Origin of the sequence: Maridesulfovibrio spiralis (SeqCode) (assembly GCF_048571135.1) — a bacterium.
In the GTDB taxonomy this organism is placed as follows: domain Bacteria; phylum Desulfobacterota; class Desulfovibrionia; order Desulfovibrionales; family Desulfovibrionaceae; genus Maridesulfovibrio; species Maridesulfovibrio spiralis.
In genome coordinates, this window is the sequence record NZ_CP182344.1 from 4,392,043 (window position 1) to 4,405,392 (window position 13,350).

Here is a 13,350-nt window from a genome sequence, read left to right on the forward strand (position 1 = left end):
CATTACATTTCAATTAAATCTTCGTCGTAGCCGGCGTCTTCTTTGGATTTCTTGTCGGCTTTGGCTTTCTTTTTCTCAGCTTTGGATTTTGCAGAATCAGATTCAGCTGCTTCGGTCTTTTCCGGTTCAGCATCAGTCTCAGAGTCTGCTGCGGACTCTGCAGAAGAGCCGCCATCAGGACCGGAATCATCCGGACCGTCATTTTCAGCCTCAGCGTGTTTCAGCTTTCTGCCACCACGCTTACCGAAAAAGTAAGCCACCCAGATACCGATCTCATAAAGAATAATCAGCGGTCCGGCCATCAGGGTCTGGGTCATGACATCCGGCGGTGTCAGGATTGCGGAACAAATGAAACAAACCAGAATGGCGTATTTACGCTTGCTACGCAGTCCTTCAGCGGTGACAACTCCAAGCCTTGCAAGGAAAAAGATAAACAACGGCAGCTCAAAGATAACCCCGAAAGCGAATAACAGCTTAAGAGAAAACCCCAAGTATTCCCGCAAGGTAGGCATCGGCCTGATGAATTCATCGGCAAAGCCCATGAAAAACTCACACCCGAAGGGAAAAACAACGTAGTAGCCGAACAAAGCACCGCCCACAAAGAAAAATGCGGACAGGAAAGCCAGCGGAATCATCCACTTACGCTCATGCTCATATAATCCGGGCGCGATAAAACCCCAGATCTGTGCAAAAATATATGGTGAAACTGCAAAAATACCAGCCACGGCAGCAACTTTAAGATAAGTCACAAAACCTTCGGGCAGGGAAGTAAAAATCAGAGTGGAATCAGGAGGCAAGACAGCAACCAGCGGTGCCATGAGCAAGGAGAAGAGAGGCTTTGCAAAAGAGTAGCAGGCCAGAAAACCAACACAGCTGGCAATCATGATCCTGACAAAACGACGGCGCAGTTCTTCAAGATGCTCCAAAAAAGTCATGGGAGCTTCTTCTTCGTCAAGCTCCTCATCATCTTCATCGGATTCATCTTTCTCTTCAGAATCATCCCCGGTCAGAGAAGCCTCGTTTTCGCCCTTTTCAGCAGGTAAGCTGCTCTCGGTCTCTGAGTTTTCAGATGCTTCTTCAGATTCCAGAGTTTCCTCAGCAGTTTCTTCAGCCTGTGCTTTTTCCTCAGGCTGCTCCTGCCCTACTTCGCGCGAATCTTTCTCCGCTGAACTCATGCTTTCTCGCTCTCGGTCTTGGGTGCTTTAGCAACTTCCTCTTCAGAAGCCTGCTGCTTTTCTGCTTCAGCCTGACGAGCTTTTTCCATAGCTTCAGCCTCAGCTTTTTTGCGTGCCGCCTCGCGCTCAACATCATCCTTCTGCTTACGCTCTTCGTCAGCAGCAGAAATTTCAGCGTCCAGAGTGGACTTCACATCGTTGGACATCTTCTTGACTTCAGAAATACCTTTACCAAGATTTTTGATAAGTTCTGGAAGTTTCTGGGGTCCAATGAGGATTAAGGCTACAACCAAAATTACGATAAGTTCTGTAGAACCGATACCGAACATATTAATTCCTTCTTCTTTGCGACAAAAAAACGCGCCAATGCGCACAAAACCTGAAAACGACTACTTTAGCAGAATTCAAAACAGGTTTTTCAAAATTTGCTGACGTCTTGTACCCGATTTCTAAAACTTTATCTACGTCTTATCGGCAATGAAATTTGGTGCAATCCCATAAAAAATGCCTCCAACACAATGTTGGAGGCATTAATCAATCAACTATTGAGAACTTAATTATTCCCACTCGATGGTTGCCGGCGGCTTGGAGGAGATATCCAGAACGACGCGGTTAACACCTTTTACCTCGTTAATAATCCTATTGGACATACGGGCGAGGATATCGTTGGGAATGCGGGACCAGTCAGCGGTCATAGCATCAATGCTGTCTACGATGCGCAGTGCAATGACGTGCTCGTAAGTACGGTCATCGCCCATAACTCCGACAGTCTTAAGCGGAAGCAGAACAGCGAAGCCCTGCCAGACCTTGCGGTACCAGCCGGTGGCATGCATTTCGTTCTGAACGATCTTGTCGGCCTGACGCAGAATTTCAAGACGCTCTTCAGTGATTTCACCCAGAACACGGATAGCGAGACCCGGACCGGGGAAAGGCTGACGCCAGATGATGAACTCGGGCAGGCCAAGTTCGTAAGCAACCTTGCGGACTTCGTCTTTGAAGAGCTCACGCAGAGGCTCCACCAGATCAAGATCCATATCTTCAGGCAGTCCTCCAACGTTATGGTGGGACTTAATGACCGCAGAGGGTCCTTTGAAGGATTCGGACTCGATAACGTCGGGGTAAAGTGTTCCCTGAGCAAGGAATTTAACATCCTTGAGGGCTGTAGCTTCTTCGTTGAAAACATCAATGAAGGTGTAACCGATGAGCTTGCGCTTCTTCTCGGGATCTTCAACACCCTTAAGCTTATCAAGGAAGAGATCAGCGGAATCAACGCATTTAACGTTGAGTTCGAAATGCTCTTCGAGGAAGCCGATAACTTCTTCGCGTTCGTGCATGCGCAGCAGACCGTTATCGACAAAGATGCAGTGCAGACGTTTGCCGATAGCCTTGTGCAGGAGCACAGCAACTACAGTGGAGTCGATGCCGCCGGAAAGGCCGAGCACAACCTGATTGTCGCCGATCTTTTCACGCATTTCTTCGATGCAGTTTTCTACGAAAGAAGACATGGTCCAGTCTGCTTTGAGACCGGCAATTTTGAATACGAAGTTATTGATTATGGTTGTACCGCCCTCGGTATGCGCCACTTCGGGGTGGAACTGCAAGGCGTACATTTTCTTATCTTCGTTAGCCATTGCTGCGTAAGGAATGGACTCGGTAGTACCGCAGACTTCAAAACCCTCGGGAATTGCTTCTACGCGGTCACCGTGGCTCATCCAGACGGTAAGTTTTTCAACGTCTTCGATTCCGTCGAAAAGAACGCAGTCATTGGAACCCTTGAATTCCGCACGGCCATACTCACGGTCTTCGGAGGAAACAACACGTCCGCCGAGATCATTGGTCATGAGCTGCATACCGTAGCAGATGCCGAGAACGGGCACGCCCAGTTCCAGCAGGGAGCTGTCGAGCTGCGGGGAATCTTCTTCCAGTACGGAAGAAGGACCACCGGAGAGGATCAGCGCACCGGGGTTAAGATCTTTGATCTTCTGGGGATCAACATTACAGGGGTGAATTTCGGAATATACACCCGCTTCACGGATTCTACGGGCGATCAGCTGAGTAAACTGAGACCCGAAATCCAGAATAATTACTTTATTATCGTGCTGCATGACGACTCCTGATTAGTAGGAATCAACCCGGTAGTTGGGTGCTTCCTTGGTAATAATTACATCATGGACGTGGCTTTCTTTAAAACCGGCGGCAGACATGCGGGTAAACTGTGCTTTCTCAACCATTTCAGCGATATTAGCACAACCAACGTAGCCCATGCCGGAACGGAGTCCGCCGATCATCTGGTAAATGCTGTCGGAAACGGGGCCCTTGTAAGGAACACGTCCAACGATTCCTTCGGGAACCAGCTTGTTGGTATCCTTTTGGAAGTAACGGTCGGAACTACCCTTTTTCATTGCGTCAATGGAACCCATGCCGCGGTAGAGCTTGTAGGAACGACCTTGGTAAAGAACTTTTTCACCCGGACTTTCATCGGTACCTGCGAACATGGAACCCATCATTACAGTGTTCGCACCAGCAACCAGAGCTTTAACAACATCACCGGAGAATTTGATTCCGCCATCGCCGATTACGCAGACGCCGCGCTCCTGACAAGCACGGGCAGCTTCCATAATCGCGGTGATCTGCGGAACGCCAACACCGGCAACAACACGGGTAGTGCAGATGGAACCGGGACCGATACCAACTTTAACAGCGTTGACCCCGGCATCGATAAGAGCCATGGCGCCGTCATAAGTAGCAATGTTACCGCCGATCAGCTGAAGGTCGGGATAGCAGGAGCGGAGTTCCTTGATTGCATCAAGAATGCCTTTGGAATGACCGTGGGCGGAATCGAGGGTCAGGAAGTCAACCCCGGCAGCGATCAGTGCGGAGCTACGCTCCATGAGATCACGGCCGACGCCGACAGCAGCGCCGACACGCAGACGACCTGCGGAATCTTTAGCGGCGTTGGGGTACTTCTTAACCTTATCAATATCTTTGATAGTGATCAGACCGGTAAGCTTGTTCTCTTCGTCAACAACCAGCAGTTTCTCAATGCGGTTGGTATGCAGATGACGTTTTGCTTCTTCAGAAGAAGTCCCCCTCTGCACGGTTACGAGGTTGCGGCTGGTCATAACTTCGGAGATAGCAACGTTACGATCAGTGATGAAACGAACGTCACGATTGGTAATGATACCTACGAGGTGCTCACCTTTAACAACCGGAAAACCTGAAATTTTGAATTCAGCCATCAGATCGAGAGCCTTACCCACGGTATCATCAGGATGAACCACAATGGGATCGGTAACCATGCCGGATTCGGATTTTTTAACCCTTTCTACTTCACGGACCTGATCACGTACGCCCATATTTTTATGAACAACGCCGACACCGCCGTGACGGGCCATTTGAATCGCCATTTTGGACTCGGTGACAGTATCCATAGCGGCACTGACCAGTGGGATTCCAAGAGTGATCTCTTCGGTAAGTTTAGCGGATACGTCCACACTATCGGGAAGAACTTCCGAATAGGCGGGCAAAAGCAGAACATCGTCAAAAGTCAGAGCCTGACCTACTACCTTTTCCATATTGCCCTCGCAAAATGATTTGAAATATTAGCTAAAAGAAAAGAGAAATCATTACATATGATTCCTCTCAAAGGGACCGAGCCGGTCTTTCTGGCGGTTTACCGGTACGGCACCATCAGTTTCACAGGGGTTGTGGCAGGTCCTTCCCTGCCGGGAATTTCAATCTTGAATGAACTTATTATATACTTTTTTGCCACGGACTCAAGGCCGTAACTGAAAAGTTATTAAAAGTGTTCGGCCCCGCATATTGGCACGACCGAGTTTTGTCAAGTCAAAGAATGCATCCCTTTTGCTGTGCCTTATTTCACAAAGGCGTTATGGCAAGGTTTCAACTCGTTTTCTACTGCCTTAGAAAATAAAACGCCTCCGGCAAAACCGCCGGAGGCATTCACCATTCAACTTAAAGTCCGAGATATGCTTTTTTGATCTCTTCATTAGCAAGGAGCTTGTCGCTGGTATCGGAAAGTATGATCTCCCCGTTTTCCATTACGTATCCTCGATGCGCTGTTTTCAGTGCGAGGTTCGCGTTCTGCTCGACCAGAAATACGGTCGTTCCGCTCTCCTCGTTAATCTTCTTAACAATCTCGAAAATCTGACGGATAATCAGCGGCGCAAGACCAAGAGAAGGTTCATCGAGCAGCAGGAGCTTGGGTCTGGCCATGAGCGCACGGGAGATAGCCAACATCTGTTGTTCACCTCCCGACAGGTTGCCGCCCAGCTGCTTACGCCTTTCCCAGAGAATGGGGAAAAGCTCGAAAACATGGTCCATATCGGCTTTAATCCCTTCCTTGTCATCACGAAGAAAAGCCCCCATATCGAGGTTCTCGGTGATGGTCAGATCCGGAAAAATCAGACGTCCTTCAGGAACTTGAGAAATTCCCATCTTCACGATCTTATCCGGCTTAGCCTTGTGAATCGGTTCACCGTTGTAGAGAACCTCACCGGTTCGAGGCGGAACAACACCGCTGATAGTCATCAGTGTAGTGGTTTTACCGGCTCCGTTGGCTCCGATAAGGGTGATGATCTCACCCTGCTCAACTTCGATGTTGATATTTCGCAGAGCCTGAATATTTCCGTAAAATGTGTTTACATTCTTAAGTTTAAGCATCGACGAGTTCCTCCCCGAGATAAGCCTTGATTACAGCGGGGTTCTCGCTGACTTCCTGCGGTGTGCCGTTGGCAATTTCACGTCCGTACTCAAGAACGTACAAGCGATCAGAGAGGGACATGACCATCTTCATGTCATGCTCAATGAGCAGGACAGATATTTTATGTTTTTCCTTAATGGAAACGATAAGCTCTTCAAGCTCTGATGTTTCCTGCGGGTTCATGCCTGCTGCGGGTTCGTCAAGGAGCAGAATAAACGGTTCCGTTGCCAGAGCACGGGCTATTTCCAGCCTACGCTGTGCACCATAGGGCAGGTTCCGGGCCAGTTCATCAGCAAACTGTTCAAGTCCGAGTTCCTGTAGCAGCTCATAACTTTTAAGGATGGTCTCCTGCTCTTCCCTACGGGTACGCGGATCGCGAAAAACTGCACCGAGGAAAGTGGCCTTGGTCCGGCAGTGACAGCCGATCATAACATTTTCAATTACCGACATAGACGGGAAAAGCCTGATGTTCTGAAAAGTACGGGCCATTCCCATTTCAGTAACAATGTTGGTCTTCATGCCGTTGATACGCTTGAAGCCCTCGCCTTTGGGGTCAATATTAACGTCACCCTCTGTGGGGGCATATATTCCGGTGATACAGTTAAAGAAGGTAGTCTTACCCGCCCCGTTGGGTCCAATGAGGGCGACGATCTCCCCTTCCTTCACTTCAAGATCAACATCATCAAGGGCGCGCAGACCACCGAAATCCTTGCTGACGCCCTTTACCTGAAGGACTGTTCTTTTTTCATTACTCATGGGCGCCACCTAAAGCTTTTTTAACTGCGCTGATATCAATTTTCTTACGTACATCCCTGACCAGTCCCTGCGGCCTGAAGACCATAACCAGAACCATGGTCGCACCGAAAATGAGCATGCGGTATTCGGAAAAATCCCTCAAGTATTCCGGCATAAGAATCAACACCAGCGCACCAAGGATAACCCCGAGGATAGAACCCATACCACCAAGAACAACTATGGAAAGGATGATAGCAGATTCAAGGAACGTAAATGATGCAGGGTTGATGAAGGTGGTCTTGGCGGCAAAAACAACCCCGACCATCCCGGCCCATGTTGCACCGAGGGAGAAAGCCATCAGTTTGGTCTTCATCTTATCGATACCCATGGCCTGACAGGCTATTTCATCCTCGCGCAGGGCCTGCCATGCACGGCCGATACGGGAGTTTTTAAGCCTGTTAACCACGAAGATGGTGAAGATTACCAGCACCAGCATCAGGTAGTACATGAAATTAATCTGAGCGAGGAATCCCTTTGCAAGGCCGAAAAACTCAGGACGAGCGATATTGGAGATACCGGCAGGTCCGTGGGTGAAGTCACCCCAGTTTTCCAGCACAAGGCGGATGATTTCCCCAAAACCGAGAGTAACGATCGCGAGGTAATCACCACGCAGACGCAGGACAGGAAAACCGAGCAGGATACCACAGAAAGCACCAAGCAGCGCACCGAGAGGCAAAGCCACCCAAAAGCTGATTCCCCAGTACATGTTCATCAGAGCGTAGGAATAAGCACCCACTGCGTAGAAAGCTACAAAACCAAGGTCCAGCAGACCTGCCAGACCAACAACTATGTTCAGCCCCAGCCCGAGCACCACATAAATAAGTGCGGTGGTCATAACGTTGACCTGATACATGGAGAAGAGCTTAGGAAAAGCGATAGCGAATCCGGCCACAGCAATCAAAGCAGGCCAGTATACTTTAGGATTGGCTATCAGCTTGTTGAAAAAAGTAACTTTTTCTTCGTTGGATTCTTCCTCTTCTTTTTTGCCCATTTCCTTACGGGCCAGCATGTAGCGCCAGAAATAGGAAAGGACAAAAGCCGCAGCACCAACGTAAAGAACCCGATCCAGATGCCAGGTAACGGACTTATCAATCGTGTTCACGAAGACCCCCATAATGGGCAGGGTCAAAAACATGAACCACAATGAAGCCAGTATAGATTTTTTAAAACCTTCCATATTAAAGAATATCCATTTTTAACATTTTCACACAACGGGAACCAACCCGTTCCATCAGCCGGGCTGTTACACCTTCTGGATCGGAGCCTTTCCGAGCAGTCCGGAAGGTCTGAAGATGAGGATGAGAACCAGCAGTGCAAAGGCGAAAACGTCTTCGTAATCACTGGAAACATATCCGGTGCAGAAACTTTCAGTCCAGCCGAGGATCAGTCCGCCAAGCATAGCGCCGGGAACGGAACCGATTCCGCCGAGAACTGCAGCTGTGAAGGCCTTGATTCCTGCGATAAATCCGATGAAAAAGTTGATCTGCCCGATATGGGAAGCAATCAGGACACCGCCGATTGCAGCCAAAGCTGAACCGATAACAAAGGTTGCCGAGATAACCTGGTCTACGTTAATACCGACCAGCATGGCCATCTTGCGGTTCTGTGCGGTGGCGCGCATAGCCTTGCCCAGACGGGTGAATTTGATAAAAAGGTTGAGCCCGACCATAACGCCTGCAGCCACCACGATAATCAGAAAATCGGTGGAGCCGACCATGGACTCATAGTTTTTAAGGAAGCCGAACTCAGGAATCAGACTGGGAAAAGACAGAAAGTCTGAAGTCTGAGAAAGCATTACGTAGTTCTGAAGAAAAATGGACATACCGATTGCGGAAATGAGCGGAGAGAGTCTAGGCGCACCACGCAGCGGACGGTATGCTATCTTTTCGATGGTATAGCCATATGAAGCCGCATAGATAACAGCCGCAATGGTGGCCAGAATAACAATGGATGCAGCGGGAAAGCCGAAACTGCTCAAAACACCCGCAACAACAAGTCCCACAAAGGCACCAATCATATAGATTTCGCCGTGGGCAAAGTTAATCAGCTCAATAATACCGTAAACCATGGTGTAACCAAGGGCGATAAGAGCATAAATGCTGCCCCTGGTCAGACCGGAGAAAAATAATTCCAGAAAATATTCCATTTGGACCCTGCTGAATCAAGAGTCAGGGGACAGGCAATGTGCCTGCCCCCTGAACCGGAATTGCTTAAAAGCGCAGAAGTTTATTTAACTTCTACGTACTCGCCATCTTTAACCTGATAAACGGAGAAACCTACACCGATAGCGTCGCCCTTGGCGTCGAACTTAATCTTACCAACGGGAGTTTCAACTTCGTGGGTGCGGAGAGCTTCTACGATCTTATCATAGTCGGTGGATTTGGCGTGATCGATAGCTTTGAGCAGTGCCAGTGCGGCGGAGTATGCTTCAAAGTAGAAAGCACCGGGTTCTTTACCGCTGTTAGCAGCCTTGAACTGGTCCAGAGCAACCTTGTACATGGGGTTAACAGTGATATCCTGAGGACCGGTTGCGTAAACACCTTCAGCAGCCTTACCGGTGATGTCGATAAAAGTCTTAGCTTTTACACCGTCGTCAGACAGGAAAGGAATGGTCATTTTTTTCTTACGCATCTGGGATACGATCTTGGAAGCTTCAGGGTGGTAACCACCAAAGATAACGCCGTCAGCGCCGGAAGCTTTAACTTTCTGTACTACAGCAGAGTAGTCTACAGCACCGGGGGTAACACCTTCGAAAAGAACAGGCTCAACGCCTTTTTCTTTGATGTACTTCATAGTGAACTCAGCAAAACCTTTACCGTAGTCACCCTTGTCGTGAATGATGGCAGGCTTTTTAAGGCCGAGCTTTTCAATGGCGAACATAGCTGCCAGTGCGCCCTGAGCGTCATCGGAAGCGATAGTTCTGAAAAAGTTGGGGTAGTCTCCGCTAAGAGTCAGCGAGGGGCTGGTAGCAGAAGGAGACATGCAGACCAGATTGGAATCTTTATAGATAGGCAGTGCAGCTTTGGTTGCACCGGAGCAGATATGTCCGAGAACAACGGTAACGCCGTCAGAGAGAAGTTTCATGGCTGCGTTGGTGGCGAATTCAGGTTTGCACTGATCATCCTGTGCGGATAATTCAACCTGCATTCCATTTACACCACCGGATTCGTTGATGGACTTAACAACAAGTTTGGCAGCATCCACTGTAGGCAGTCCGTAAGCTGCGAGGTCGCCACTATGAGCCCCGGGGACACCGAGAATAACTTTGCCTGCTGAAGCAGAACCGAAAGAACCAATGGTCATCATGGCTGCGACCAGCAGGACCAGCAATGAACGTTTCATCATAACACTCCTTGACTGTGTTAATATGGGCTTTTCAAGCCCGGTTACCGTATTCACCTGCGAAACACTCGTGCCTCTTCGCCACAAGTAAGAAACGTGAATAACCCTATCATGTTATTACTGCTGTTGAAAACAACAGACTTCGATAATTAACTGATTTTCACGCAACCATGTCCAGATCCGGCAAGACGGACATATTAAAATTGCGAGAAACTCAATCAGCTTTAATTATTAACTAGCCAGCATTGAGCAAACTTGTCAATGATTGGCTGCAATTTACGAATAAAGTAAGCCAAATCAACCTACTCGTAAAAAAATAGTCTGTTTACCATTAAAATTTAGCCATTAAAAAAAGAATCGTCGGGGCAAGCGTTCACTATTGCTCTTTGAATAAAAAAAACATCTCGAATGTTGCATAAACGAAAAAAAGGGAATTCGTTTTCACGAATTCCCTTTTAAAATCGACTTTTTTTAACTTTGCTGAAAACTACTGATCAGCGTGAGCATCTTTTTTCAGCTCTTCTTCTGCACGCTTTTTCATTTCAGCTGAAGATTTGGGATTGTCCACAATCTTTTTGAGTTGTGCGTCAGCTTCCTCATGTTTGTGTAAATAATACTTTTTGACGATAGCGGCATTGAACGCTGCCATGGCGTCATCAGGATTAATAGCCACAATCTTATCAAATGTTACCGCAGCCTGTTCAAACTGTTCAGCCTGATAGTAACACATCCCCAGTCCCATGAGAGCCTGAATGTTCTGGGGTTCTACGCTGACCACTTTCTCGAAGAAAGTCTGAGCACGGCCATAAGCGCGGATCATCATGAAAGAATTAGCAAGCTCAAGCTGGATTTCCAGATTATCAGGTTCCTTGCCCATACGTTCCATAAGTTCACGCACGTGCTTCATGGCCTCTTCATTCATGCCATCCATGCCACCGGGCATTCCGCCGCCTTTGCTCTGCTGCTGAAACTCAACCTTATTGCCGGGATGGTTCATACGGTAAGTAAGCGATGAAATGAACAGGGCAACCAATACAGCACCGAGCAACCAGACAACAGCTTTCTGTCCGCCACTCAGTGTAAAATCCTTGAGAGATTTACTTGTCATTATCGAGCATCTCCATCTGCCTGATACGGCGGTCCATGGATGCAGCCTTAGCTGCAATGAATGCCAGATATCCGGCCAGAACAGACCATACTGCTACATTCGCAATTAAGAGATAAGTTTCGGTATTCATATATATTTACTCCTGATTATTAATCCTGATCCCAGACCATCTTGGCATCCAGTTCACCTGAAAGCCTGACCTGCTTGTACCGCACAGCCAGCAGAACCAGCCAGAACAAACCGAATGCAGCGATGTTGACCAGCAGAGTGGTCAACATTTCAGGCTCCATTCCGCCGCCCTTCGCACCGATTACGTTGGGGTGCACACTTCTCCAGAGTCGCGCAGAATAAAAAACGAGAGGGACATCAACAAATGCAACAACTCCGAGAACAGCACAAACAAGTGAGCGGCGCTCAGCAGACATGGGCGAAGTGCGTAACACAAGATAAGCAGCATAAACAAACCACATAATCAATGTAGTGGTCAGCCGCGGATCCCATGTCCACCAGACATTCCATGCCGCCCTGCCCCAGATAGACCCGGTTATCAGGGCAAGACCGCTGAAGACCACACCGATCTCAGCCGCTGCCCCGGCAATGTAATCAAACTTGATATCACGTTTCAGCAAATACGCCGCACTGGCGAGAAAAACCACGAAAAAACTGATCATGGCCCAAGCCGCCATTGGCATGTGGACATAAAAAATCTTCTGGACCAACCCCATAGTCATCTCAATGGGAGCATACATCCAGATAAGATACTGCCCGGCACAAAGTGCTACACCAGCCAGCAGTGCTGCGATTGCAAGGTTCATTTATAAAACTCCGTAAAACTATATTGAACGGCGTGGCTATTGCTCGCCGCTGTATACAAAAGGAAAAAGGATCAGGCCCGCACCGCTGAAAAGAGCCGAGGCGGCAACAATAATGCCCATCCAGGAACTCTCGTCCATCAGGTTAACCCCGGAAAAAACCGAAGTCATCAATTGTATAGCACCCAGCAGGATAGGCAGCATCAGCGGAAAAAGGATCACGGAAAGTAAAGATTCCCGCGCGGCCTGCCCCTGAGAGATTGCTCCAAGCAAAGCTCCAAGGGCGACCAGTCCCCAGTCCGCAGCCAGCAGGGTTGCAGCAAAAACCGCAAACGACCCTTTCATGTCCTGACCGAGAAATACAATCGTTGCCGGGAGAAACACAAGCTGCGAACAAAGCAGCAGCCCGAACCCGGCAAGGCCTTTACCGAACCAGACAGCGTGCAGGGGAACAGGCGATGAAAGCAGTCCCAAACGCGCTTCATTTGATTCTTCCATTGAAAACAAAGTATTGAAAACCAAAACCAGCCCAAAGGAAGATGCCAGCCAGAAAATGGCCGAGGCCGCCTGCGGTTCAACCAGCTGTCCGGCCGGACGGGATAAGCTGAAGACAAAAATCAGCAGCAACCCCAGCAGAACCGCCTGTGTCAGCCCCTGCCCTCCGCCGATGGAAAGACGCAGGTCCTTGGCCGCGATAGTCAATCCACGCTTAAGCATTCTCCCCTCCCAATACGGTTTCAGGGTCGAACTCTGCTGCGGAACCAAGATAAGCCATCTTGCGTCCTGCAAGTCCGAGGACTCGGTCCGCAAGTGCAGTATCATGGTTCACATCATGACTGATCCAGACAATGGCAGTGCCTCGATTCCGTAAGGCCACGACTTCTTCGCGAAGCAGGGTCAGCGATGCCTGATCAAGCCCGGTCCCCGGTTCATCCAGAAAAAGAAGATCCGGATTGACGAGAAAAACGCGAGCCAGATTCAAACGCTGGGCCATACCTCTGGAATAGGACCCGGCCTGCTCTTCAGCAGCCCGTTCGAGTCCTACACGTTTCAGCAAAGCCATCAGTTCTTCACGGGAAGGCGAAAGGTCATACATGGAAGCCCAGAATGAAAGGTTCGCCAAACCGCTGAGGCGCGGATAAATAAAGGTGGCATGCCCAAGATAGGCAGTCTTCTCCGGCTCAGTCAAAATCTCGGCAGCCCCGGCCGAAGGCCGCGAAAGCCCGGCCATGATTTTGAGCAGGGTAGTCTTACCAGCCCCGTTGCGACCTACCACGAGAAGAATCTCTCCGCGTTTAACATCGCAACTTACATCCTTGAAAATCAGCCTTGTTCCGAAGAACTTGGCTGCTTTGCGCACCTTAAGGGCTATACTTTCATTCTCTGCCACTGCAA

13 protein-coding genes and 1 pseudogene are annotated in these 13,350 nt (G+C 49.0%); all 14 read right to left on the reverse strand.

The features are described 5' to 3' along the window. Positions 1-173: 173 nt before the first annotated feature. Positions 174-935: pseudogene (gene tatC, locus ACNI29_RS19715) on the reverse strand (twin-arginine translocase subunit TatC); the annotation flags it as partial. Between the two features lie 236 nt (positions 936-1,171). Beyond that, the gene (gene tatB / locus ACNI29_RS19720; RefSeq protein WP_419780077.1) at positions 1,172-1,504 is read right to left on the reverse strand and encodes a Sec-independent protein translocase protein TatB; all 333 of its coding nucleotides are present in this window, start codon (positions 1,502-1,504) and stop codon (positions 1,172-1,174) included. Between the two features lie 228 nt (positions 1,505-1,732). After that, positions 1,733-3,280 (reverse strand): glutamine-hydrolyzing GMP synthase, encoded by a 1,548-nt coding sequence (gene guaA, locus ACNI29_RS19725; RefSeq protein ID WP_419780078.1) that lies wholly within the window; start codon positions 3,278-3,280, stop codon positions 1,733-1,735. A gap of 12 nt (positions 3,281-3,292) precedes the next feature. Then, complete coding sequence (guaB, locus tag ACNI29_RS19730; protein WP_419780079.1) at positions 3,293-4,750, reverse strand: IMP dehydrogenase; 1,458 nt, start codon at positions 4,748-4,750, stop codon at positions 3,293-3,295. 400 nt (positions 4,751-5,150) lie between these two features. Beyond that, positions 5,151-5,858 (reverse strand): ABC transporter ATP-binding protein, encoded by a 708-nt coding sequence (locus ACNI29_RS19735; RefSeq protein ID WP_419780080.1) that lies wholly within the window; start codon positions 5,856-5,858, stop codon positions 5,151-5,153. Continuing rightward, positions 5,851-6,654: an ABC transporter ATP-binding protein gene (locus ACNI29_RS19740; protein WP_419780081.1), complete on the reverse strand. Its 804-nt coding sequence runs from the start codon at positions 6,652-6,654 to the stop codon at positions 5,851-5,853. Before ACNI29_RS19740 ends, ACNI29_RS19735 begins: the two co-directional genes overlap by 8 nt. Then, entirely contained in the window at positions 6,647-7,870 is a 1,224-nt protein-coding gene (locus tag ACNI29_RS19745; protein ID WP_419780082.1) for an ABC transporter permease subunit, read from the reverse strand. Before ACNI29_RS19745 ends, ACNI29_RS19740 begins: the two co-directional genes overlap by 8 nt. 66 nt (positions 7,871-7,936) lie before the next feature. After that, positions 7,937-8,839: a branched-chain amino acid ABC transporter permease gene (locus tag ACNI29_RS19750; protein WP_419780083.1), complete on the reverse strand. Its 903-nt coding sequence runs from the start codon at positions 8,837-8,839 to the stop codon at positions 7,937-7,939. An 80-nt stretch (positions 8,840-8,919) separates the two neighbouring features. After that, complete coding sequence (locus ACNI29_RS19755) at positions 8,920-10,035, reverse strand: branched-chain amino acid ABC transporter substrate-binding protein (RefSeq protein ID WP_419780084.1); 1,116 nt, start codon at positions 10,033-10,035, stop codon at positions 8,920-8,922. 487 nt (positions 10,036-10,522) lie between these two features. Beyond that, positions 10,523-11,143 (reverse strand): tetratricopeptide repeat protein, encoded by a 621-nt coding sequence (locus ACNI29_RS19760; RefSeq protein WP_419780085.1) that lies wholly within the window; start codon positions 11,141-11,143, stop codon positions 10,523-10,525. Beyond that, positions 11,133-11,273 carry a CcmD family protein gene (locus ACNI29_RS19765; RefSeq protein WP_419780086.1) on the reverse strand — a complete coding sequence of 47 codons (141 nt, stop codon included), beginning with the start codon at positions 11,271-11,273 and terminating at the stop codon, positions 11,133-11,135. The genes ACNI29_RS19760 and ACNI29_RS19765 overlap by 11 nt, the downstream gene beginning before the upstream one ends. A gap of 19 nt (positions 11,274-11,292) precedes the next feature. Continuing rightward, positions 11,293-11,958: a cytochrome c biogenesis protein CcsA gene (gene ccsA, locus ACNI29_RS19770; protein ID WP_419780087.1), complete on the reverse strand. Its 666-nt coding sequence runs from the start codon at positions 11,956-11,958 to the stop codon at positions 11,293-11,295. Positions 11,959-11,994: 36 nt separating this feature from the next. Continuing rightward, on the reverse strand, positions 11,995-12,672 hold the full coding sequence (locus tag ACNI29_RS19775) for a heme exporter protein CcmB (protein WP_419780088.1): 678 nt from the start codon (positions 12,670-12,672) through the stop codon (positions 11,995-11,997). After that, the gene (locus tag ACNI29_RS19780; RefSeq protein ID WP_419780089.1) at positions 12,665-13,345 is read right to left on the reverse strand and encodes an ABC transporter ATP-binding protein; all 681 of its coding nucleotides are present in this window, start codon (positions 13,343-13,345) and stop codon (positions 12,665-12,667) included. Before ACNI29_RS19780 ends, ACNI29_RS19775 begins: the two co-directional genes overlap by 8 nt. Positions 13,346-13,350: the final 5 nt, after the last annotated feature.

Coding starts and splice junctions, on each gene's coding strand:
- ACNI29_RS19735 (WP_419780080.1), bottom strand. CDS start 5,858: ATGCTTAAACTTAAGAATGTAAACACATTTTACGGAAATATTCAGGCT.
- ACNI29_RS19755 (WP_419780084.1), bottom strand. CDS start 10,035: ATGAAACGTTCATTGCTGGTCCTGCTGGTCGCAGCCATGATGACCATT.
- ACNI29_RS19740 (WP_419780081.1), bottom strand. CDS start 6,654: ATGAGTAATGAAAAAAGAACAGTCCTTCAGGTAAAGGGCGTCAGCAAG.
- guaA (WP_419780078.1), bottom strand. CDS start 3,280: ATGCAGCACGATAATAAAGTAATTATTCTGGATTTCGGGTCTCAGTTT.
- ACNI29_RS19775 (WP_419780088.1), bottom strand. CDS start 12,672: ATGCTTAAGCGTGGATTGACTATCGCGGCCAAGGACCTGCGTCTTTCC.
- ccsA (WP_419780087.1), bottom strand. CDS start 11,958: ATGAACCTTGCAATCGCAGCACTGCTGGCTGGTGTAGCACTTTGTGCC.
- ACNI29_RS19750 (WP_419780083.1), bottom strand. CDS start 8,839: ATGGAATATTTTCTGGAATTATTTTTCTCCGGTCTGACCAGGGGCAGC.
- guaB (WP_419780079.1), bottom strand. CDS start 4,750: ATGGAAAAGGTAGTAGGTCAGGCTCTGACTTTTGACGATGTTCTGCTT.
- tatB (WP_419780077.1), bottom strand. CDS start 1,504: ATGTTCGGTATCGGTTCTACAGAACTTATCGTAATTTTGGTTGTAGCC.
- ACNI29_RS19760 (WP_419780085.1), bottom strand. CDS start 11,143: ATGACAAGTAAATCTCTCAAGGATTTTACACTGAGTGGCGGACAGAAA.
- ACNI29_RS19745 (WP_419780082.1), bottom strand. CDS start 7,870: ATGGAAGGTTTTAAAAAATCTATACTGGCTTCATTGTGGTTCATGTTT.
- ACNI29_RS19765 (WP_419780086.1), bottom strand. CDS start 11,273: ATGAATACCGAAACTTATCTCTTAATTGCGAATGTAGCAGTATGGTCT.